This is a genomic window from Desulfitobacterium sp. LBE, from assembly GCF_007830365.1.
Lineage (GTDB): Bacteria > Bacillota > Desulfitobacteriia > Desulfitobacteriales > Desulfitobacteriaceae > Desulfitobacterium > Desulfitobacterium hafniense.
Genome location: NZ_VLKD01000001.1, coordinates 556622 through 577953, shown reverse-complemented (window position 1 = coordinate 577953; position 21332 = coordinate 556622). Strand labels below are relative to the sequence as shown.

The 21332-nt window shown below is 48.4% G+C and carries 20 protein-coding genes, 1 tRNA gene and 1 riboswitch; of the genes, 8 read left to right on the top strand and 13 right to left on the bottom strand.

What is annotated here, in order from left to right; all coding sequences use genetic code 11:
- Positions 1–34 precede the first annotated feature (34 nt).
- The 10 genes from acsC to DESLBE_RS02700 form a co-directional block, all read right to left on the bottom strand.
- A complete protein-coding gene (gene acsC, locus DESLBE_RS02740) occupies positions 35–1357 on the bottom strand; it encodes an acetyl-CoA decarbonylase/synthase complex subunit gamma (RefSeq protein WP_005811725.1) in 1323 nt (440 codons plus the stop codon).
- 73 nt (positions 1358–1430) lie between these two features.
- Positions 1431–3611: an acetyl-CoA decarbonylase/synthase complex subunit alpha/beta gene (gene acsB, locus DESLBE_RS02735; RefSeq protein ID WP_005811727.1), complete on the bottom strand. Its 2181-nt coding sequence runs from the start codon at positions 3609–3611 to the stop codon at positions 1431–1433.
- Positions 3612–3629: 18 nt separating this feature from the next.
- Positions 3630–5648, bottom strand: a complete 2019-nt coding sequence (gene cooS / locus DESLBE_RS02730) for an anaerobic carbon-monoxide dehydrogenase catalytic subunit (protein ID WP_011459810.1) — start codon at positions 5646–5648, stop codon at positions 3630–3632.
- 62 nt (positions 5649–5710) lie between these two features.
- The gene (locus tag DESLBE_RS02725) at positions 5711–6478 is read right to left on the bottom strand and encodes a P-loop NTPase (protein ID WP_011459811.1); all 768 of its coding nucleotides are present in this window, start codon (positions 6476–6478) and stop codon (positions 5711–5713) included.
- A gap of 382 nt (positions 6479–6860) precedes the next feature.
- Positions 6861–7049 carry a hypothetical protein gene (locus DESLBE_RS02720; protein ID WP_005811734.1) on the bottom strand — a complete coding sequence of 63 codons (189 nt, stop codon included), beginning with the start codon at positions 7047–7049 and terminating at the stop codon, positions 6861–6863.
- 148 nt (positions 7050–7197) lie between these two features.
- On the bottom strand, positions 7198–8052 hold the full coding sequence (locus DESLBE_RS02715) for a DegV family protein (RefSeq protein ID WP_011459812.1): 855 nt from the start codon (positions 8050–8052) through the stop codon (positions 7198–7200).
- 257 nt (positions 8053–8309) lie between these two features.
- Positions 8310–9206, bottom strand: a complete 897-nt coding sequence (locus tag DESLBE_RS02710; protein WP_011459813.1) for a glycine betaine ABC transporter substrate-binding protein — start codon at positions 9204–9206, stop codon at positions 8310–8312.
- Between the two features lie 75 nt (positions 9207–9281).
- Positions 9282–9938 carry an ABC transporter permease gene (locus DESLBE_RS02705; protein WP_011459814.1) on the bottom strand — a complete coding sequence of 219 codons (657 nt, stop codon included), beginning with the start codon at positions 9936–9938 and terminating at the stop codon, positions 9282–9284.
- Positions 9928–10167, bottom strand: coding sequence for a CBS domain-containing protein (locus DESLBE_RS26870; protein ID WP_242662050.1), 240 nt, complete (start codon positions 10165–10167; stop codon positions 9928–9930). Before DESLBE_RS26870 ends, DESLBE_RS02705 begins: the two co-directional genes overlap by 11 nt.
- Positions 10134–11066: an ABC transporter ATP-binding protein gene (locus DESLBE_RS02700; protein WP_011459815.1), complete on the bottom strand. Its 933-nt coding sequence runs from the start codon at positions 11064–11066 to the stop codon at positions 10134–10136. Before DESLBE_RS02700 ends, DESLBE_RS26870 begins: the two co-directional genes overlap by 34 nt.
- 327 nt (positions 11067–11393) lie before the next feature.
- On the opposite strand from DESLBE_RS02700, the gene DESLBE_RS02695 reads away from it, so the two are divergent.
- Positions 11394–11470, top strand: a tRNA-Pro gene (locus DESLBE_RS02695).
- A 167-nt stretch (positions 11471–11637) separates the two neighbouring features.
- On the top strand, positions 11638–12219 hold the full coding sequence (locus DESLBE_RS02690; RefSeq protein ID WP_011459816.1) for a Crp/Fnr family transcriptional regulator: 582 nt from the start codon (positions 11638–11640) through the stop codon (positions 12217–12219).
- Here the strand turns inward: DESLBE_RS02690 and DESLBE_RS02685 are convergent.
- Positions 12178–12891, bottom strand: coding sequence for a DUF4386 domain-containing protein (locus tag DESLBE_RS02685; protein WP_041272328.1), 714 nt, complete (start codon positions 12889–12891; stop codon positions 12178–12180). The genes DESLBE_RS02690 and DESLBE_RS02685 overlap by 42 nt on opposite strands.
- A gap of 166 nt (positions 12892–13057) precedes the next feature.
- Between DESLBE_RS02685 and DESLBE_RS02675 the strand changes: the two genes are divergently transcribed.
- From DESLBE_RS02675 to DESLBE_RS02650, 6 genes are all read left to right on the top strand, one after another.
- A complete protein-coding gene (locus DESLBE_RS02675) occupies positions 13058–13615 on the top strand; it encodes a GNAT family protein (RefSeq protein ID WP_011459818.1) in 558 nt (185 codons plus the stop codon).
- 55 nt (positions 13616–13670) lie between these two features.
- Positions 13671–13785, top strand: a riboswitch (FMN riboswitch).
- 109 nt (positions 13786–13894) lie between these two features.
- The gene (ribD, locus tag DESLBE_RS02670; protein ID WP_005811747.1) at positions 13895–15013 is read left to right on the top strand and encodes a bifunctional diaminohydroxyphosphoribosylaminopyrimidine deaminase/5-amino-6-(5-phosphoribosylamino)uracil reductase RibD; all 1119 of its coding nucleotides are present in this window, start codon (positions 13895–13897) and stop codon (positions 15011–15013) included.
- 39 nt (positions 15014–15052) lie between these two features.
- The gene (locus DESLBE_RS02665) at positions 15053–15697 is read left to right on the top strand and encodes a riboflavin synthase (protein WP_011459819.1); all 645 of its coding nucleotides are present in this window, start codon (positions 15053–15055) and stop codon (positions 15695–15697) included.
- 27 nt (positions 15698–15724) lie between these two features.
- Positions 15725–16933, top strand: coding sequence for a bifunctional 3,4-dihydroxy-2-butanone-4-phosphate synthase/GTP cyclohydrolase II (locus tag DESLBE_RS02660; RefSeq protein ID WP_005811750.1), 1209 nt, complete (start codon positions 15725–15727; stop codon positions 16931–16933).
- 66 nt (positions 16934–16999) lie between these two features.
- Positions 17000–17464, top strand: coding sequence for a 6,7-dimethyl-8-ribityllumazine synthase (ribE, locus tag DESLBE_RS02655; protein WP_005811752.1), 465 nt, complete (start codon positions 17000–17002; stop codon positions 17462–17464).
- A gap of 138 nt (positions 17465–17602) precedes the next feature.
- Positions 17603–18223: a sigma-70 family RNA polymerase sigma factor gene (locus DESLBE_RS02650; RefSeq protein WP_005811754.1), complete on the top strand. Its 621-nt coding sequence runs from the start codon at positions 17603–17605 to the stop codon at positions 18221–18223.
- A gap of 83 nt (positions 18224–18306) precedes the next feature.
- On the opposite strand, the gene DESLBE_RS02645 is transcribed toward DESLBE_RS02650, so the two are convergent.
- The gene (locus DESLBE_RS02645) at positions 18307–18570 is read right to left on the bottom strand and encodes a hypothetical protein (protein ID WP_015944242.1); all 264 of its coding nucleotides are present in this window, start codon (positions 18568–18570) and stop codon (positions 18307–18309) included.
- A gap of 88 nt (positions 18571–18658) precedes the next feature.
- Positions 18659–21253, bottom strand: coding sequence for an ATP-dependent chaperone ClpB (gene clpB, locus DESLBE_RS02640; protein ID WP_144675012.1), 2595 nt, complete (start codon positions 21251–21253; stop codon positions 18659–18661).
- Positions 21254–21332 lie beyond the last annotated feature (79 nt).

Genomic DNA, 21332 nt, shown 5'->3' with positions numbered 1-21332 from the left:
GGTGTCCTCCTCCCCCCTCCATGCCGTTGCAACCTTACATTGCCCGTGTAAAGGAAACAATACCGCTGGATTCGCGGGGTCCGACGATGACTTTCCAGCCGGAAATCTCCTGTAATTTTCCGGAGATAACAGCCACATAGCCGGGAATGATCAAATTGCGATGGTTTACTTTATCCCCTACACCGCTCTTGGCCAAGATGTCCGCGATCTTTTCCGGTTCAAATTTGCCTGCTGCATAAGCTGTAAGCACAGAAGTACCATCTGTATCGATGGGGAGAATATAGCTGGGAATCTTGCTGGCTTCCACTTCTCCCTCAACGCTGTAATAGGTTAAGGAGAAGTTCGTCGTAATATAAATCGGTGAATTCTCGTTGACTTCACCCACTGTATGCAAAATAGGCTCCACCTGAATGGGCTTTTGCGGATCTGTATACAGATTCTGACGAAGTGCCATCAGGGGCAGGATATGAGCCTTAGCCGATGCCTTTAAGACAATGGCACTGGCATATTTGGCCACATAAACCGAGGCTTCCGTGATTTCGGCCAGCGGTTCTGTTTTGCTGGTGAAAGCAATCACCGGATAGCCGAAGGGTCTGAATTTCTTTTTAATCGCCAGGCGGCGGCAATGAGTCAGATTAGCAAGAGTCTGGCTCGGTGTCCGGGCGCCCGGATCGAGGACAAATTCTTTATAGCCAAGTTTTTGAGCATTTTCCACTAAGGCAGCTAAAGCATCCAAACCATCCGCCTTGATGATAACGGGAACATTATGCTCTTTTGCTAAGTTGACAACCGCCTCATAATTGGCTTCGGTAGCCGAGCCGATCAGAGGTTTGCGGCCGGCAACTCCAGGTAAAGCGGCTTTCAGAGCATCGGCGTTGTCGCTTAAAAGCAGCAAAGAACGCTCAGTTCCTGCGGCCACTTGAGCGACTACTTTAGCAAATTGCTCCGGGGAGCCGGAGGCCTCGATCACAGCCACTCCGTCGATGGTATAATGCAATCCCACCCGATCAAATTCCAAGCCTTCTATTTCCTGAAGCTTCCCTTGAACTTCTTCATCGGATAACGTATCGGCAATCTCAATCAGCAAGGTGGTAGGATGATAAAAGGTTTTATCGTGACGGAAAAGAACCGTTTCATCTCCTAAAACCGAGCCGTTGCCGAATTTGATAGCCTTAATCGGTGGTGCCGATGCGGAATCCAGGGCTTCCCGAGCTTCATCGGTAACATAAGGGCAAGCATCCAAGGATCCTTTACCGGAAGCCAATGCCATCGCGAAAGCGAGACAGGTAGGAGTACCGCACTCACCGCAGTTCTTCTTGGGGAGTTGTTTATAAATTTCTAAGCCTGTTAAAGCCATAACAGTGACCCCTTTCCATCATTACTTTTTCTCACCGGAGACAGAGCATAATGCTCTGTCTCCAACATTTATCTTACATTAATGGGTCCAGACTGAAGCATGGGTGTCCATTTTCTTCGAGGAAGGGAATGATCTCTTCCACCGTCGTGCCGACGCTCTCATCGGCAATCTTATCGATAAAGTCTTCGCCTAAACCTTCGTCAATCGAACGGGCTACAAGATCTTCTTTTAAGAACTCCTTCAGCTCTTTAGGCATCCAGACAATCCGCGAGATGCCGCCGTCAGCCGGAATAAACTTCCTGCTGATAATATAGCTGCGGCCGATTCCCATAAAGCCTGGTGTCTGCAAGCCGCCGCCAACCGTTCCGGCCAGGGTCGAGAAGGTCATGCCGCAAGGCGTCATGCCACTATGCTCACGGGTAGTGATCATCAGGCCGTTGGCCTCAGGAACAATGGCCATAATCGCCTCGAAGCAACCGCAGGATGTCATGGGGCGGTCCATCAAGGTATAGAGATTGACTTCTTCAAGGGTATTATTGGAAGAAGGCCGCAGATAATCATTGACGCTCTGCCACATTCCCTTGACTTCATCAATAGCCAGACCCTTAGGAATAGGCTGGTTCGGGCCGGTTGGGGTGATTTCGAAGGCTGCTTTGGCATCAAGCCAGCTGACAGCACCGCAGAGACCAACCCGTTCCGGGCTGACAATGCAGACATGATTAGGAGCAAAGGACTGACAGAGGAGGCAGGAATAGAATTCTTCCACATTCTCGTCGGTCAGGCTCTTCAAGCGGGCATCCCGTGCCCGATAACGCTCCCGGGCCTTGACCAGATTTTCCTCGACGGCTTGTTGATCCGTATAGATGGTAACCTGTACCCGGTCGACAATAGCCGGGAATTCCTGCTTGAATTTAGCCAGCAGCAATTCACCGATATGCTTCATTAGGAAGCCTTTGGCCCGGGCATCCTTGGAAATACGCACCCAGCAAAGATCACGCTGAGCGACGTGCCAGACTCCTTCACCATAGTTGGTAAAGTAGTGGATCCGGCGCTCCAGAACCCCTTCAAAGTCCTCCTGCATTTTACGGCCATAGATATCCACCTTGATTCCCAGCGGGAGCCGGCTTCCTTCCGGTACCGTATCGATCTCCGGTCCAATGACGGTTACCTGACCGTCCACAACCTCATCAGGTCCCACCATGCTTACCAGCTCGAAGGCAGTAGTTCTGCCGCCGCCAAACTCCACATAGGTATCCCCTTTGCGGATGGTTTCCCCTTCAAAGGCCGGTCCGAAGTTGACCGGAATGGGAATCTCGATATTGGTCAGCTTAATTCCCCGCACCTCAAGGGCCAGAGGCACGATCTTTTCATAATCAGGCTCGGAGAGATACCAGTCTGGAATCTGCATATCTTCGCCCAGTTCCTGGTCTGTCAGTACAGGGAAGCCCATGAAAATGGCTCCCATCTCAGCGGCCACTTTAACATCATCCAGCTCTCCGAGATGGAGCACAAAAGCCCGTACCCGGCGATGCTGATAATCACGATGCTGCTCTCTTTGTCCGGCGGGAATTCCCCCGAAGGCCAGGCCGGCCCGGAAGGCATAATTCACCGCATGGATAACTTGAGTAAAGTTTCCTAAGGGGAAGGCAATATAATCTTCACCGATCTTCACGTTTTCTTCCAATAGCTGCTCGATGACTTCATCACAGAGGAAGAGCATGAAGCCTTTGCCCATCAGGTTATCGACGATTTTCTTGGCCGACGGGGAATCTTTAGCCCGGCCTAAGATAACGGCGACACCTGGGATAGTCCAGTCCACCATCTTGATGCCATGCTTACGCACAATAGGGTCACCCAGGAAACCGGTCCAAGGGGCTACCTTGGGCTCGTCGTTGCGCAAATAGTGGAGAATTTCAATAATCTCCGCAGCATAGAGGACGGATTCCCCCCAGAGGCGGGCATTCTCAAAGGTCAATTCCGTTTTGACCTGATTCCGCACGCGGTTAAGAAGCGGTACAAGCTCACCAAGTGTGGTTACCTTATCCCCGGAGAGGCAGGTAATAACCGGAAGGTGGTAAGCGGTGTCCGGATAGCCAACCGTTTGTTGGGGACCATAGTCTTTAAGGGCACGGTTTAAAAGAATCTCCGCATAGCTCATAGCCGTAATCGTGCCATCGTAAGCCTTACGAAGTAATTTTTTAGGCTCTTTTGAGGGATCCTTGATCGCATCAGCGTAAATTTGCTCCATGGACATAATCACTTCCTCCTTTCCTTACCACCCTTGAGCAATGGCTGTATCAAATTTTTCAGCGGTTTGCTTATGAATCTTCAGCTTCCAGCTTCTGTATTCAAGGGCATTTAAGATCTTTTGTGCTGCAATCTTCTCATCCACTTCGAAAATAAAGTTGCCGCCGAAGACATCATGGGCAATTTGGGTTGCAATGCCATAGATGAGATCGCTGCCCTCCAGATAAGGCATGGTGCCTACATGAGTCGGAATGCCCATGGAGACGCAGTAGGAACCGATAGCTACCGCTTTTTCATGCATTGCTTCAGGTGCAGAGGCAGCAAAGGGAACCTTAGGTGTATCGACACCCAGTTCTTTGGCCATAGCTTGAACCAGATCCATACCGCGGCTGTTATCCACACAAGATCCGAGGTGGAATACCAAAGGTAATTTAGTGGACAATTGAGGATTAGCTTCTTCAAGCTGTCTGATAAAGCTCTTCAGGCCTTCTCCGGCATATTCTTCCACAGCTTCCGAATTCATTAGGCCCATCTTGGCAAAGGCTCCGGCCGAGCAGCCTGTGGCTACCACAAAGACATCATTCTTCACCAGTTCCTTGAGAATGGCGACATGGGATTCATCCTGCTGACGTTTCAGGTTGTTGCAGCCGGCCATCTGAACAACACCCTTGATCTGTCCACTCAGAATAGCATCGGTCAGAACAGAGAAGGGGCGCTCAGGATTGATCTTGCCGAAAATATCGGTCAAGGCTTCGATACTGAATCCTGCCACAAGGGAGTTGCGCGTCTTGGAGAGAGCGATCTTTTTAGGATCTCTTCTCTTGTAAGCTTCAATGGCTATTCTCACTAATTTTTTAGCGTCTTCCATGGCAGTTTCTGAATTAAACGCTAAATGTTGCGCACCGGGAACCTTCATAATGGCTTCCGTGGTGATCATCTTGGTATGGTAGCAATCGCACAATTGGGTGAGGGATGGATAAATACATTGAATGTCAACAACCATGGCATCAAGGACACCGGTCAAAATGGCCATTTCCTGAGAGGCGGATGATGTGGCCAGATAGACCCCTTCACGCATCAGGAGTTCGTTACCGGTACAACAGATACCGACGATATTGACCCCTTCTGCTCCTGCTTTTTGAGCTTCTGCCTTTAACTCACGGGCAGCCCCTACCACCATTTCGGAAAGAACAGGGTTATGTCCATGAACGGCGATGTTGACCATCTTCTCTTCAATAACTCCCAGGTTCGCTTCAGAAACAATGGGCTCCGGAATCCCAAACAAAACGTCACTGAGGTTGGTGCCGATATATTCCCCCACTAAGTCGGCGAGGGAGCCTTTTAAGCCACCGAAAATTATATTAACAGGATCGGCATCCACCCCTTGAGCGGTCTGCGCCATAAGTTCCGTTACAGTACCGTCAATATTGCGCGGCATAATATTCGTATTTAAAAACTTGTTATGACGCTGCTCAATCAGGAAAGAGTCAAGGAATGCTGCCGGACGATCTTTATATCTGCCGAAATCTTCATAAGCTAATTCGGTTACGTCACCAAGAATCTCCATATTATCTCTGTTTAAGGTCTCGATTCCCAGTTTTTCGGCTAGTTTATGAAGTTTTTCCGGGGACTTAATTTCATAGTCTTTAGTCTTTCCTTCCACAAGTTCATGGGCAGTGTGCAGCACATGTCTGGCATGCTCGGAGTGAGACGCTGCTCCTCCTGCGATCATACGAACAAGGTTTCTGGAGACAATGGTATAGGCGGTTGCACCGCAAATACCTCTGCTGGCCGGTCCATCCTCCGCTTTGACCCGGCAGGGTCCGGCAAGACAAATACGACAGCAGATACCTTTATACCCGAAGCCGCATTGGGGCTGCTGGGCAACAAAGCGATCAAATACTGTCTCAAGTTTGTTTTCCTGCGCAACTTTTAGCATCTCTATGGTGCCTGGATCTGTTGTGCGCAATGGATTTTTGGGTTCCACCACACGGGGCGCGTTGGAAGGCCGTGAGGTGTGTGTCAAATCCCGATATCTTGGCATTGTTTAACCTCCTCTTTTTGACCTGTAGATTTCCACCATGCAACTGTGCTCACCTTTAGGTTTTAGATGTCCCTCCCCTCCATTAGTTTTCTATAGACAGATTCTAATTGGGAACCTGGAGCACCCTTGGGAAAAGAAGAATTATCCGTATGAATAGACATATCGAGTAATTCCTCGCTAAAAGGAATCAAGCCGAGCAACTCATCTTCCGTAAATTGTGCTTTGAGAAAATCCTCGTCTTTGCTGGAGCGGATTTTGTTGCCGATGACGGAGACTTTAGGAATTCCCAATTCTTGGGCAAGCTTCTGAATGACCCGGACAGTATGAGCGCTCACTGTGCTGGCCTCTGTGACAATGACTAAAACATCAACTCCCTGGGCAGTTCCTCGGGTAAGCTGTTCGATGCCGGCACCCATATCCAAAATGACGGTATCCTGTTCAGAGAGAATTAAGGAGTTGACCAAAGCATGCAAAAAACTGTTCTCTTTGCAATAGCAGGCTGTACCTCCCCCTTTGACATTGCCCATGCGGAAAAAGCGGATGGGACCCACTTGAACGGAGTAATCATCCAAAATGTCATCCACTTGGGGGTTCAAGGGATAAAAGGCACCGCTTCCGCCCATGCGTTGTTCGATGAGTTCTTTCATATCAACAATGGGACGCAAACGGTTCAAAGCATCCTCTGCAATACCTAAGACTGTTCCTAAGCTGGCGTCCGGATCAGCATCAACAGCCAGGACTCTCATCCCCTGTTCGGACAGGTAATGGGCCAAATTAGCTGCAAATGTTGTCTTGCCGACCCCGCCTTTGCCTGAAATCGCAATCTTCATTGACTTCATCTCCTATTTCATCTACTTCTGTGCATAGTTTCACAATAATTTTTCCTACTACATGTTCCCACTATATGACTGTTGTTAATTTAAATATGATACAACAACTGTATAGAGTGTATTCTTCGTAATTTACTGAATTCCTTCAAAAATTCAGAAAATTTTATTAAATGGATTAGTTATTTTTTTAACAAATATTTTTAAATTGTGAAATAAAGCTCTAATGATTATAGTATTCCCTATATTTCCAATAACTCCTTCTCAAAATATAGAAATAATTAAAATTTAAATATTCAGAAATCCGCAATATATACAAAGTCTCAGCCCAAGGGCGGGCTGAGACTAATCACTGTCCATTCTAAAGTACGCAGAAAGCCATGGCTCAGGGATTTTCCGACGGCCCCCGCTGCTGTTCCGGTTCTAAAACATTGGTTGCCCATTCGATATCATCTAAAGATGTCAGAGGTATCTCCTCATCATAAAAATCACCGGATTGTGCAGGAGCAAAGGGTTCACAGGGTCTTGCCGGAGATTGAACCTGAAAAAACAAGCGGCGCGGGATTTTAAGCATGGGTTAACACCTCCACAAAAGGTTCCTGCCTCTATCTTCCCACCAATTATTCTGCCTATACTTGACTTAAAGTATTGGCAATATACAGTCAATTTCCATTCAATTCAATCAGTTCACCCTTGAGCATTGCCAACAACCTCATTCAAGATCAGTGCGGCCAGGGGTGAAAAACCAGCCCGACTGCCCCCGGGCCTACATGAGTAGCAATAACAGGACCTGCCTCAAAAATCCGGATATCCTGACCCTGGTATTTCTGGGACAGTTCTTCGGCTATGCTGACCGCTTCAGCTTCGGCGCCAACATGCATCACGGCAATCCGGTGGGGCTTTTGCGAAGCTAAGGCTCGTTCAAGCTCTTTATAAACTCTTTGCAAGGCCCGGTTTTTTGAACGAACTTTATCAAAGACATCAATAATACCTTCAGTATTAAAGTAGAGAATAGGCTTTATTTGCAGCAAGGTGCCGAAAAGGGCTGAAGCCCCCCCAATTCTCCCTCCCCGGTGCAGGTATTCCAATGTGTCGACAATGAAATAAAGCTCACAGAGGGGGCGCAATGTTTCCAGCTTTCCCAAAATCTCCTGAGCATTAAGCCCTTCCCTGGCCCAATCAGCAGCCGCCCAGGTCAGCAAACCTAATCCTAAAGCTGAAGAACCTGAATCAAAAATATGGATATGCGGGTTTTCCAGCAAATCTTTGGCCATAATGGCCGAGGCATAAGTACCGCTGATCTTTTCGGACAGATGAATACTTATAATCTCCTCATAGCCTTCAGCCAGCACTGCCTTGTAGACTTCTAAAAAGGCGCCTACCGAAGGCTGGGAGGTCGTTGAGGAACCGGAGAGCTGCTCCAGTTTACCAAAGAAATCTCTGTTGGTTAAATCGATTTCCGGAAAGGTTTCATCACCAATGTTCACATTCAGGGTGACGACACGAATATCATGTTCCTCAATTATATCGTTTGTTAAATATCCCGTGGAATCCATAATGATTGCGGTTTTTTTCAATGCTTCTCCCCCGCTCTTTATCTATTTTATTTGAAAACCTATCTCTCTTTTCCGCTGTCTGAATTTAAGTATATCGGAAAACGGACATCCTATCAACTCAAGTATGAAGCAAAGTAAGCCGATAATAACAGCATCGCGAAGAGATGAGCCGCCAGCCTCGCCGAAAAAAAGAAGCGAATCGTGAGGATGCAAGCAATTCAGGATAAAGAAAACCCGGTAGCTTATTATCAGACAATAAGCTGCCGGGACTTTTTAAATTATTCCTCTATTAAACCTGCGGATACCAGAAAGTCATGAGCGACAACATCTTCTTTCATGCCCTGGTCATCCACTTTAGCATTTAGTTCTTGCATGTCCGCCTCGTTGATTTGTCCGGCAAGTTTATTCAGAATCTCTTCCAGTTCCGGGTATTGGTCAAGGGTGTCTTGGCGAACTAAAGGCAGACAATCATAGGGTGGAAAGAATTCCCGGTCGTCCTCCAAAATGACCAAATCGAAGACTTTAATCTGGCCGTCGGTGGCATAAGCATCGACCACATCGACCTCACCCTCGACCAGGGAGCGGAACATGATACCATGGTCCATACCTTTGACTTCCTTGAAGTTCATATTGTAAGCCGCTTGGAGGCCCGGGTAGCCATCCGGCCGATCTTTGAATTCAAATTCGCAGCCCAGAATCAACTCATCCGATACTCCAACCAAATCGCTGTAAGTCTTCAGGTTATATTTTTGCGCTGTCTCCTTAGTCACTGCCAGAGTGTAGGTATTGTTGAACCCCAGCGACCCCAAGGCTTCTATACTGTCTTCAGCCGTTAATGCCAAGGTTTTGGCTAACGTTTCCTCCGATGTTCCGGTTGCTTCCTGATAATAATTGGCCACGATGGTTCCGGTATAGTCAGGGTACATCTGAATATCATTGTTCTCCAAAGCTGTCCAGGCTACATTGGAGCCGCCAAGATTAACCTTTCTCTCCACGGTTAGATCCGTATGTGCTTCCACCAGATCGGCCATCATATGGGCAATAATAATGTTCTCCGTAAAGTTTTTCGATCCGACCGTGATAGTTTCGCCACTCTTTGCCGCACTGCCGCTGCAGCCCACTAAAGCAAGCATCAACATACCAACCAAACTCCATATCATAAGGTTCTTTTTCATCATCATAATCACCTTTCCTTTCTCTTCATACTCTCCAGTAGTTTGCGAAGTGTTCCACTCCGCATCAAGTCTCCCCTACACCTTCAGGCCTCTTGGTGTGGTTGCTTTTTCCAGCCTGCCCAGCAGCCAATCAAGCAGCAGGGCCAGTAACGCCGACGGAAAAGCTCCAATCAGCACCAGGGCATCCAGGTTTCTGGATATACCAATAAAAATGAAATCCCCCAGACCGCCGGCACCGATAAAAGCCGCCAGGGTAGCAGTACCAACATTAATGACCGTAGCAGTGCGGATTCCGGCCATCATGACGCTCAGGGCAAGGGGCAGCTGTACTTTGATAAGAATCTGCCAATCCGTCATGCCCATGCCTTTGGCTGCTTCGATGGTCGCTTTATCTACATCCTTAATACCGGTAAAGGTATTGCGGATAATGGACAATAAGGAATACAGGAACAAGGCCGCCACCGCTGTTTTGATACCGATACCGAAAAGTGGAATCATAAAACCGAGCAAGGCCAGGCCCGGAATGGTCTGGAGAATACCGGCTACGCCCAGAACAGGCCCTTCCAAGGCTTTGACACGGGTAATCAGAATGCCGAGGGGGACACCGATGGTAATGGCAATCAGCATGGAAATGAAGACAAGCTCAATGTGTTGAACCAATGCCGCTATTAAATCAGGCCAACGCATTTCCAACTGAAGCATAATCTGTGTCCATAAAGACTCATTTCTCATCTGCATCCTCCCCTTCACCGGACCACTGATTGGCAAAAAAGCTTAACAGGGAACCGCGGGTAACTGCGCCGACAACTTTTTGTGTCTCATTGACCACAGGTATAATGCCATAGGCAGCCGTGTTTATCATTTGCAAGGCATCCTTGGCTGTGGTTGTATTGGCGAGAACCCTGTCCACCGGTTGGACGATTTCGGCTAAGGTTTGAATCGTTTCTTTTTTGGCATGCAATTCATAACTGGTATAATTCCTAACAACTTCCCTTTTTCATCGCAGACAATCAAGGTGTCCGTCTTGCGCTGACGCATAAAGCTGATGGCGACGACCGGCGTTCTGGAGGGGAGGATAATGGCCGGATTGTCGCGCATGATATCGGTAATAGGAATATAATCCGGGTTCTGGTAAATTCTGTTCTTGCCGATAAACTCCTCAACAAAGCCATGGGCCGGATTACTCAGCAATTGATCGGGGGTGTCCAGCTGCAACAGCTCGCCATCCCGCAAAACAGCGATGCGATCGCCGAGCTTGAGGGCTTCATCCATGTCATGGGTGACAAAAACAATGGTTTTATGCATTTCCGCCTGAATGCGCAGCAGTTCATCCTGCAGCTGCTCCCGTGTCATGGGATCCAGTGCCCCAAAAGGCTCATCCATGAGAATAATATCGGGATTGGCTGCCAGGGCCCTGGCCACTCCCACCCGCTGCTGCTGTCCACCGGAAAGCTCCCGGGGATAGCGTTTGGCAAATACCTCGGGGTCCAGCCCGACCACATCCATCAGATAGGTAACGCGTTCTTTGAGCTTGGACTCCGGCCATTTTTTCAACTTCGGTATCAAGGCTATGTTATTTTCAATGGTATAGTGTGGAAACAAACCTACCTGCTGAATGACATAGCCGATATTGCGACGGAGAGGCACCGGGTCAATGCTGTCGATATCCTGTCCGTCAATAGTGATTTTTCCCCCTGTATGAGGAATTAGGCGGTTAATCATTTTCATCGTCGTTGTCTTTCCGCAGCCGCTGGGGCCGATGAGTACCATTAATTCACCTCTGTTTATCTCGAAATTAAGCGATTTCACGGCTTCGGTACCATCATCGTATTTTTTACTGACATTTTCAAATTTGATCATAATACTCTCAAACCTCCCTCCTAGAAAATTTTAACATGATTAAAGGCAGATGACAACTTATAAAACTTTAATAAGTTGTCATCTGCCTTTAATTCGTACTCTTTTTCGTATACCACACCCCCGTAAAAATCCCCCGGACCATTGTTCTAGGGAGTATCAAATACGGTATTATTCTCATTAAATATTGTTTCGTTAAAGCATGTCTCCATTTATTAATGCATGATGTCAAATTAACATTTAAATTTTAGTATTTAATTTAAATGCTTAGCTTTGATATCCTTGACAGCTTGTGAGCATTTTGTTATATTATAAAGCGTTCGGTAAAAACGGGGTGTGGCTCAGTTTGGTAGAGCGCTGCGTTCGGGACGCAGAGGCCGCAGGTTCAAATCCTGTCACCCCGACCACTACGAATGACCATCGAATGCTCATAGGACAATCAGGCTGACACATCGTCAGCCTATTTTTGTTGCGATACGCAAGGAATAAAAGATATGGTATAATTTAAACGAAAAAAAGCATCAACTTCGCTAATTTTTCAGAAAGCGGCGCAGTCCGTTTTCCGGAGGCATCAATGAAAGATATATTATTTCAATATCTAAAAAACTACACAAATGCACCCGACGAATCTCTGCTGGATGTCGTCGAACAGGTTCCGATCCAGTCCTTCAAAAAGGGGACGCTCCTTCTGGAACAAGGCGAGGTTTCATCCAAATGCTATTTTGTCCTCAAGGGTTTAATCCGTCAATACTTCATTGATAGCGACGGCAACGAGAATACTTCAAATTTCTATTCGGAAAAACAAGTCGCGGCCATCTATAATCCGCAGCAAGTGCACAAGGCTTCTAAGTATTTTCTCGCCTGTTTGGAAGACTCCATACTGCTGGTGGGAGATTTACATGACGAAATGCAGATGTACGCAAAGTATCCTTTTCTGGAAACGATGGTCAGAAAGATGATGGAGGAAACCATGGCCAACGCCCAGGATAACTATGCGGATTTGCTGGTCCTCAGCCCGGAAGCCAGGTATCTGGCTCTGCTAGAGAAGCGCCCGGGACTTGCCGAACGCGTGGCGCAAAACCAACTGGCCAGTTATTTAGGTATAAAACCGGAATCATTGAGTCGTATCAAAAGACGGCTGAATTCCCTTAAATAAAAGCCACAGAGGAAACAACAGCTCACCGTACAGCGGAATTTTCATGACGGCTGCGCTCAGTGTTTCCCCATAGCCGGGAATGCCAAGGCTCAGGAAGCTGTCGCAAACATAAAAGAACGATGCGATTATCAATACGATACCCAAGGCTTTCGGGAGAAAATTCGATTTGTAAACCAGATATCCCATCGGCAAAAGCCACAGACCCCAGAAAATGCCTGCAATTACAATTCCGTATTGGCGGAGCTGAAAAAATAGCACTATCATATTTTTTGTCTGGTCGGCAAGCGTTCCCCCAACAGATACATCGTTGTGGATAGTAAACAGTACACCGTAATGGTTGAGCTCATTTACCATGGCGATGGGGACGGAGGTCAGCATGAAAATCACCATAAGCCCCGCTATACTCCGATTGACCGGTTTTAGGAGTTTATATAAGAACAGGACGATAAAAATATGGCAAACCTGTACGACTAAAGCGCTCAGTATACTGAGCCTGAACATATGGCCGTTTGCAAGAACATTGGCAATAGTCGCTTCTACATTCCCCTCAATAACAAGAGATGTGGGGGCATACATGACGCCAAATGCGGCGAGGGGGATCATCAGCGAATATAACAGGCCGGCAATTCTGGCGGTTCGGTTTTGGGATTGGAAGCCGATCCTATTTCCCATCATTCATTCCTCCTTATTCGGGCTGATGCCAAGATTATATGCTAACTCTACCCATCCCGCCTTGACTTAAGTCAAGACAAATAATATGATCCACCGCTTGGATAGGTTTTAATGCTAATAATAAGCATAACTACACTATCCCATCAATTCACTGGGAGGCAAAGCCATGTTACAGGGAAAAAAGACCTTTCTCCGTCCGCTGGAGCTTGATGATATCCCCATTTTTTATCAATGGTATAACAACCAAAACATCAATTATTGGGCGAATGCCGCCTGGCCTTTGAGCACAATGCTTAGTGAAGAGGAAATCGAAGAACGCTTTTTTACCCCCCAGAAAGACGGCAGCCGCTATCTCATTCTCAATGAAGAGCAAAAGCCCATCGGAACCGTAGGCTATCGGGATGTCAATCTCCCCGCCCGCTCGGCGGTACTGTTCATCGTTATTGGTGAAAGCGATTATTGGAACCGGGGCTATGGAACGGACGCTTTGAAAGTGCTGATCGATTACCTTTTCTATCAGTGGAATTTTCATCGCCTGAGCCTTGATTTATGGGACGGGAATCTGCGTGCTTTAAAAGCCTATGAGAAACTGGGTTTTAAGGTTGAAGGCAGATTAAGGCAGGCGCGGTTTGTCTTAGGTGAGTATCGCGATGGGATCCTCATGGGCTTGCTGCGGGATGAATACCTGGAGCACCATCCCCCTCATCCTCCCCAAGGGATCTAAATTTTCTTAAAGGGTTGAATTCATCAATAAGTTAGAGTATTATATATAAGTAATTGAATACCTCTGGGGATTGGTGAAATTCCATACCGGCGGTCAAGCCCGCGAGCCACTATGGCAGATCTGGTGTAATTCCAGAGCCGACAGTAAAGTCTGGATGAGAAGAGGAAATTAAAGTGCTGATGCGCTTTTTATTTGCTATGGTTTTTAAGCCCCAGAGAATGAACTCTGGGGTTTTTTATAGTGTTTTTATGGAAAACTAAGCAAAACTAACTCAAAGAGATGGGAAACGGCGGCGATTACATGGAACTTGACAATCATTACATGTCCCGGGCTCTGGAATTGGCAGCCCTGGCTATGGGCAGAACCAGTCCCAATCCCCTGGTGGGATGTGTCATCGTTAAGGATGGCGTTATTGTCGGTGAAGGATATCATCAAAAAGCCGGCACTCCCCATGCCGAAGTTCACGCTCTGCAGGCAGCCGGAGAACATGCCCGGGGAGCCACAGCCTATGTTACTTTAGAGCCTTGTTCACATTTCGGGAAAACCCCTCCCTGTGCCGACGCACTGATTAAGGCGGGAATCCAACGCGTCGTCGTGGCTATGGTGGATCCCAATCCCTTAGTGAGCGGACAAGGGATCACCCGCTTACGGGCAGCCGGCATTCAGGTCGATGTAGGGCTTAAAGAAAAGGAAGCCCGGACCTTAAACAAGGGCTTTCTAAAGGCTATGCAAACCGGCCTTCCCTTTGTCCTCTACAAATCGGCTTTAACCCTTGATGGCAAAATAGCGACGGAGTCAGGAGACTCCAAATGGGTTAGCAATGAAGCCTCCCGTGCCTATGTCCACCGGCTGCGCGATCACTTCGATGTGATTATGGTGGGCAGTGAAACCGTGCGCCAGGATAATCCTGCTTTGAATTGCCGGATTGACGAAGGCCGTGATCCGGTGCGCTTGCTCGTGGATGGAGCATTGCAAATTCCTCTGCAGGCCGCCGTACTTGCTTCCTCCTGTACCGCCCCCTGTCTCATCGCCACCACGGCCTCCGCTCCTTTGGATAAGCTGAAGGCCTTGCGGGCTCTGGAGAATGTGGAGGTTTGGCAGTATGATTCCCCCCGTTATGTCCCTTTAAAAGACCTGCTGGGAGATTTAGTCAAACGGGGTTGGAACTCTGTATTGCTGGAGGGCGGCGGTGGGCTGGCCGGCTCCCTGCTCCGCGCTCAACTTATCGATGAAGTGGAGTTTATCTATGCGCCCAAGCTCATTGGCGGCAAAGGTCCTTCCCCTCTGAGCGGACTTGAGCTTCCTTTGATGGCGCAGGCGATTCCTTTAGAATTCCTGGAGATCGACGGGGGAACCGGAGATCTTCGGGTACGGGCCAAGGTAAATTATGCCGATTAAGCAATCATTTGATTAAGCAGTCAAGAGAGGTGAGTGAACATGTTTACCGGTATCATCGAAGAGTTAGGCAAGGTAGCGGATCTGAAGGTTCTCCCTGATTCCGCTCAATTGACCCTGGAAGGAACTAAAGTGCTTGAAGGCACCCAAATCGGGGACAGCATCGCCGTCAATGGCATCTGCCTCACGGTGGTGAAGATGCAGGGAAATTTATTTACCGTGGATGTCATGGCAGAAACTTTAAATAAAACCAATCTTAAAGAATGCAGCCGGGAAACGCGGGTCAACCTGGAGCGGGCTCTGCAGCTCTCCACCCGATTGGGCGGCCATCTGGTAAGCGGTCATGTGGACGGAGTGGGCACCATTCAAAAAATCACCCCGGTGGGAATTGCCCGGGTCTTTACCATCAAAGCCGCTCCGGAACTGTTAACCTATGTCTTGCCCAAAGGCTCCATCGCCATTGACGGCATTTCTCTTACCGTGGTGGATCTCCTCCCTCAGGCTTTTACCATATCCCTGATCCCCCATACCCGCCAGGAAACCACCCTGGGCTTTAAAGGCGTGGGCGATATGGTGAATCTGGAAACCGACCTGATCGGAAAATATGTGGCACGGTTCATGGAGAAAAAAGAAGCCCCTCCAAAGGATTTATCCATGAGTTTCTTAGCCGAAAACGGCTTTATCTAGGTTAGATTTTAGACAGGAGTGATCAACATGGAATTTCGCTTTAACACGATTGAAGAAGCCATCGAAGACATTCGCCAAGGCAAAATGATTGTCGTTGTGGATGACGAAGAAAGAGAAAACGAAGGGGATCTGCTGATGGCTGCAGAGAAATCAACCCCTGAGGCGATCAATTTTATGGCCACCTATGGCCGGGGTTTAATCTGTGTCCCCATGACCGCCGAGCGCATTCAAGCCTTAAATCTTGAGCCCATGGTAACCCACAATACAGATCCTCATGGAACCGCCTTTACCGTGAGTGTGGATGGCTGCGATTGCACTACGGGAATCTCCGCTTTTGAGCGGGCCAATACGGTAAAAGTTCTGCTTGATCCTCACAGCCGCCCCGAGAATCTCCGCCGTCCCGGACATATCTTCCCTCTCAAAGCCCGGGAAGGAGGCGTCCTGGTCCGTGCCGGTCATACGGAAGGCGCCGTGGACCTCGCCCGTTTGGCAGGCTTTCAACCGGCAGGGGTCATTTGTGAAATCTTGAAAGACGACGGCACCATGGCACGGGTTCCCGATCTCATGGAATTTGTTAAAAAACACGATCTCAAAATAGTTACCATTAAAGATCTCATTCATTTCCGACGCCAAAAAGAAAAATTAGTAGAACGGGTGGTCGGCATTGAACTTCCTACAGACTTTGGGGACTTCAAAGCAGTGGGCTATCGGAGTTTATTGGATGGACAAGAGCATATTGCCCTGGTCAAAGGGGATGTGGACGATGGTGAGCCGGTGCTGGTAAGGGTCCACTCCGAATGCCTGACCGGAGATGTTTTTCATTCCCGCCGCTGTGACTGCGGCGAGCAGCTTTCCGCCGCCCTGGAAAGCATTCAAAAAGAAGGCCGGGGGGTCTTGCTCTATATGCGCCAGGAAGGCCGGGGCATTGGGCTGCTCAATAAGTTGAAGGCCTATAAATTGCAGGAAGAAGGCAAAGATACTGTGGAAGCTAATCTTGCCTTGGGTTTCCCTGCCGACCTCAGGGATTACGGCGTAGGCGCTCAGATTCTGGTGGACTTAGGCATCCGCAAGGTACGGCTGATGACCAATAATCCCCGCAAAATCGTCGGTTTGGAAGGCTATGGCCTGGAGATTCAAGAGCGTGTTTCCATGGAAATGCCGGTTAAGCCTGAAAACGAACATTATCTCCACACCAAGAAAATTAAACTGGGTCATTATCTGCCCGGCGTTCGTTAATAGTTAGAAAATGCTTATACTTTAAAAATACTTGTGATTCACGATGATTAGAAAGGATGAAGAACTATGATGACTTATGAAGGTAAACTGATTGCTGAAGGATTAAAATTTGGGATTGTCGCCGCTCGTTTCAATGAATTTATCACCAACAAACTGGTGGGAGGCGCCCTTGACGCCCTCCTCCGCCATGGTGTTGCGGAAAGCGATATTGAAATCGCCTGGGTTCCCGGAGCCTTTGAAATCCCTTTAGTTGCGCAAAAGATGGCTGAAACCAAAAAATACGATGCCATTATCTGCCTGGGAGCCGTTATTCGCGGTGCCACACCCCATTTTGACTTTGTCAGTGCCGAGGTGAGCAAAGGGGTGGCCCATGTCGGTTTAGAAACCAAACTGCCCGTTGTTTTCGGCGTCTTAACCACAGATACCATCGAACAAGCCATTGAACGGGCCGGGACAAAAGCCGGCAATAAAGGCTTCGATTCTGCCATCACCGCCATTGAAACCGTTAATCTGTTAAAAATGATTCAATAAATAAAACCTTCGATAAATAAAAACCTTTGATAATTCGGGATAAAATTGGATAGTTGTCCATAATATGTGCCTTGTCAAAGCAGGTTTATTTTCTTAGACTAAAGACTGAGTCTATATCTTTGATAAGGAGATGTGCGCATGACTTCATCTAATACCCTTTTGGCAGACATCGATACTCAGCTTGAAGCCGCGCGCTCTGGCAATCAGGATTCCTTGAATTGGCTTATTCAATATTATGAACCGGAAATCCGCAAAATTGCCTATAAGTATTTTCTCAATCGAGCCGAATATGATGACTTGCTCCAGGAAGGCCGGATTGCCATATACAAAGCCATCGTATCCTACGATCCCAGCTCGGAGATTCCTTTCCTGCATTTTCTCCGCATGGTGATTAAGCGCAAGCTCATTGACAGCTTACGCGCTCATAACCGGCAGAAACACCTCAATCTCAATGAAGCTTATTCCTTGAATAATGTTTTAGCTGACGATAAGACCGATTCTTTTATAAGCTTTGTGGCCACCCATGATGATCCTGAGAAAAAGGTGATCGCATCAGACGAAACCCGCCTTTTTTTACAGGGACTTATGAACGGTTTTTCGGAATTAGAGCTCAAAGTGTTTCGCTATCATTACCTTATCGGCATGAAGCAGCGGGAAATCACCCAATACCTTGGTGTAAGTTCTAAGTCTTTGGATAATACCATCCAAAGAATACGGCGTAAAGTGATCGCCTATCGCGACCGCGAAGCAGTCGGTTGATAAATCCAGATCATTAAGAAATCCCCGGAAATGAACCAACGAACATTTCCGGGGATTTCTTCTTGCTTTATTGCTTATTTTATTCAGCGATCACATTCAACATCGGGGTCCGGGGCTTCATCCGGAGCATTTTCCGCTCCCTCGGCAGCAAGAATCTCCTTGGCATGCTTAAGACAATCCTCAGGCACATAGATCTCGACCCCATTAACAATACCATAGGCCGCCTTCAGATTTCCCAGCCCAGGATAGGCCTTTTGAGCGGGAATATGCCCCTGCTCAAGCAGACCGATCACGATATCCGCTTCTACTTCCGTCGTGACATTGGTCAGAAAAACCCACCTGTTCATTCTTTCTTAACTCCCTTTTGCCAATACTATCTGCCACAACATGGTGCCAACTCTAGTTTATAGTGTTCCCGGGCAGGATGCAAGCACCTTATTCCGACTTTTTAAACAGAAGCTGGCCCTGAGGATCAAGGTCGACCAGGACATGATCCCCTTCGTAAAGGGCTCCCTGCAGGATTTTCATGGCCAAAGGATTTTGGAGGTTTTGCTGGATCACCCTTTTCAGGGGTCTTGCTCCATAGATCGGATCATAACCTTGTTGAATGATTTTATTTAACGCTGCCTGGGAGAGCTCCAGAGTCATTTTGCGGGGAGCCAGATAATCACGCAGCTTGTTGATCTGTATCTGCACGATGGAACCAATATGCTCCTGACCAAGAGGGTGGAAAACGATGATTTCATCCAACCGGTTCAAAAACTCCGGCCGGAAATGCAGCCTGAGTTCCTCGGTAACCCGGGAACGCAACACTTCCTGGGCCGCTCCTGAGGCCGTCAATTCCTGAATCAAGGGACTGGCGATATTGCTGGTCAGAATGACCACTGTATTCTTAAAATTAACCACCCGTCCTTGCCCATCGGTTAAGCGGCCGTCATCGAGGAGCTGGAGCAACACATTGAAGACATCCCCATGAGCTTTTTCCACTTCATCAAAGAGGACCACACTATAGGGTTTGCGCCTTACTGCTTCCGTCAGCTGGCCCCCCTCTTCATAGCCTACATACCCCGGCGGAGCACCGATCAGGCGGGAAACGGTATGCTTTTCCATATATTCGGACATGTCGATGCGCACGATCCCCTGGTCATCATCAAAGAGAAATTCAGCCAAGGCTTTGGCCAGCTCCGTCTTTCCTACTCCTGTGGGACCAAGAAACAGGAACGAACCTAAGGGCCGGTTGGGGTCCTGCAGGCCGGCCCGGGATCTGCGGACAGCATCGGCTACCGCTTTCACAGCCTCCTCCTGTCCGATCACCCGCTGATGGATGCGCGCTTCCATATGAACCAGTTTTTCCATTTCGCTTTCCAAAAGTTTAGCAACAGGAACCTGGGTCCATTTGGCCACTACTTCAGCAATGTCCTCTTCCCCTACTTCCTGCTTGAGCAAGGTGTTCTTCCGGTTGCGAAGCTGCTCTTCCAAAGCGTTGAGCTCCTTCTCCAGCTTTGGCAATATGCCATATTGCAGCTCGGCCGCCTTGTTATAATCAAAGGCCTGCTGGGCTTGTTCCATTTTAAGGCGGTTCTGATCGATGTCTTCCTTGAGGGAGTTGATTCTGGTCAGAACTTCTCTTTCCCCTTGCAGCTGGGCTTCCAGGGCACTGCGTTCTTCTTTGAGGTTAGCCAGATCTTCCTCAATCTTTTCCAGGCGTTCCTTGCTGCCTTCGTCTTTTTCCTTCTTTAAGGCCTCCCGCTCAATCTCCAGCTGCAGAATCCGGCGCTTGATCTGATCCAATTCATAGGGGTCACTGGTGATCTCCATACGCATGCGGGCAGCAGCCTCATCAATGAGGTCGATGGCTTTATCCGGCAGGAAACGATCGCTGATATAGCGGTCAGAAAGAACTGCGGCGGCGATAATCGCTCCATCGGTAATTCTTACCCCATGATGGGTTTCATAGCGTTCTTTGAGCCCCCGCAAAATAGAGATGGTATCCTCAACACTGGGAGCTCCCACTGTAACCGGCTGAAAGCGCCGTTCCAAAGCGGCATCCTTTTCAATATACTTGCGGTATTCATCCAGGGTTGTGGCTCCCACCATATGCAGCTCACCCCGGGCCAGCATGGGTTTAAGCATATTGCCGGCATCCATGGCCCCTTCTGCTGCCCCTGCTCCCACCACCGTGTGCAGTTCATCGATAAACAGGATAATATCTTCCCGTTCCTGAACTTCCTTAAGCACCGCTTTAAGCCGTTCCTCAAATTCTCCCCGGTATTTCGCTCCGGCGATCAAGGAACCCATATCCAAGGCAATGATCTTCTTATCTTTCACCGATTCGGGAACATCACCGCGGACGATCCGCTGGGCCAAACCTTCCACAATGGCGGTTTTTCCCACACCGGGCTCCCCGATCAGAACAGGGTTGTTCTTGGTCTTGCGGGAGAGAATCTGGATAACCCGGCGAATTTCCTCGTCCCGGCCGATGACCGGATCCAGCTTTCCCCGGCGGGCTTGTTCGACAAGATTGCGTCCATATTGTTCAAGGGCCCGGAAGGTCCCTTCCGGCGTCTGGCTCGTCACCCGCTGAGTCCCTCTCACCTCACGCAAAGCCTGCAGAAGCTTCTCGCGATTCAGACCCTCTTGTTTTAAGATTTTCTCCGCTGCTCCCCCGCCTTGACTGAGAGTCGCCAGCAAAAGATGCTCGGTGCTTACATAGTCATCCTTAAAGGTCTCCATCTCATCATGAGCCGAGACCAACACCGTCCGCAGACGGGGGGAGATGGTCAGCTGAACATTAGCTCCCATCATGCGCGGGAGGCGGTTGACCTCCTGGCGTACTTTTTGAACCAAAGCCCCCACCGGGATATCAAGCTTGGTCAGGACTTGGGGAACGACCCCCTCTCCCTGTTCCAGGAGAGCTAAAAGCAAGTGCTCAGGCTCCACTTGGCTGTTGCCATTACGCTCCGCCATCGTTTGCGCTTGAATAATGGCCTCCTGAGATTTTTGGGTAAAGCGGTTCGTATCAAAAGACATGGCAATCCCTCCTTGATCAATGCCTAACTAGTTTTGGTAAAATTTTATAGTTCTATTATAGATCCTTTTATTAGGAAAG

Bases quoted from the DNA above. Each gene is read 5' to 3' on its own strand.
- acsC (WP_005811725.1), bottom strand. From the start codon at position 1,357: ATGGCTTTAACAGGCTTAGAAATTTATAAACAACTCCCCAAGAAGAAC.
- acsB (WP_005811727.1), bottom strand. From the start codon at position 3,611: ATGTCCATGGAGCAAATTTACGCTGATGCGATCAAGGATCCCTCAAAA.
- cooS (WP_011459810.1), bottom strand. From the start codon at position 5,648: ATGCCAAGATATCGGGATTTGACACACACCTCACGGCCTTCCAACGCG.
- DESLBE_RS02725 (WP_011459811.1), bottom strand. From the start codon at position 6,478: ATGAAGATTGCGATTTCAGGCAAAGGCGGGGTCGGCAAGACAACATTT.
- DESLBE_RS02720 (WP_005811734.1), bottom strand. From the start codon at position 7,049: ATGCTTAAAATCCCGCGCCGCTTGTTTTTTCAGGTTCAATCTCCGGCA.
- DESLBE_RS02710 (WP_011459813.1), bottom strand. From the start codon at position 9,206: ATGAAAAAGAACCTTATGATATGGAGTTTGGTTGGTATGTTGATGCTT.
- DESLBE_RS02705 (WP_011459814.1), bottom strand. From the start codon at position 9,938: ATGAGAAATGAGTCTTTATGGACACAGATTATGCTTCAGTTGGAAATG.
- DESLBE_RS02700 (WP_011459815.1), bottom strand. From the start codon at position 11,066: ATGATCAAATTTGAAAATGTCAGTAAAAAATACGATGATGGTACCGAA.
- DESLBE_RS02690 (WP_011459816.1), top strand. From the start codon at position 11,638: ATGAAAGATATATTATTTCAATATCTAAAAAACTACACAAATGCACCC.
- DESLBE_RS02685 (WP_041272328.1), bottom strand. From the start codon at position 12,891: ATGGGAAATAGGATCGGCTTCCAATCCCAAAACCGAACCGCCAGAATT.
- DESLBE_RS02675 (WP_011459818.1), top strand. From the start codon at position 13,058: ATGTTACAGGGAAAAAAGACCTTTCTCCGTCCGCTGGAGCTTGATGAT.
- ribD (WP_005811747.1), top strand. From the start codon at position 13,895: ATGGGAAACGGCGGCGATTACATGGAACTTGACAATCATTACATGTCC.
- DESLBE_RS02665 (WP_011459819.1), top strand. From the start codon at position 15,053: ATGTTTACCGGTATCATCGAAGAGTTAGGCAAGGTAGCGGATCTGAAG.
- DESLBE_RS02660 (WP_005811750.1), top strand. From the start codon at position 15,725: ATGGAATTTCGCTTTAACACGATTGAAGAAGCCATCGAAGACATTCGC.
- ribE (WP_005811752.1), top strand. From the start codon at position 17,000: ATGATGACTTATGAAGGTAAACTGATTGCTGAAGGATTAAAATTTGGG.
- DESLBE_RS02650 (WP_005811754.1), top strand. From the start codon at position 17,603: ATGACTTCATCTAATACCCTTTTGGCAGACATCGATACTCAGCTTGAA.
- DESLBE_RS02645 (WP_015944242.1), bottom strand. From the start codon at position 18,570: ATGAACAGGTGGGTTTTTCTGACCAATGTCACGACGGAAGTAGAAGCG.
- clpB (WP_144675012.1), bottom strand. From the start codon at position 21,253: ATGTCTTTTGATACGAACCGCTTTACCCAAAAATCTCAGGAGGCCATT.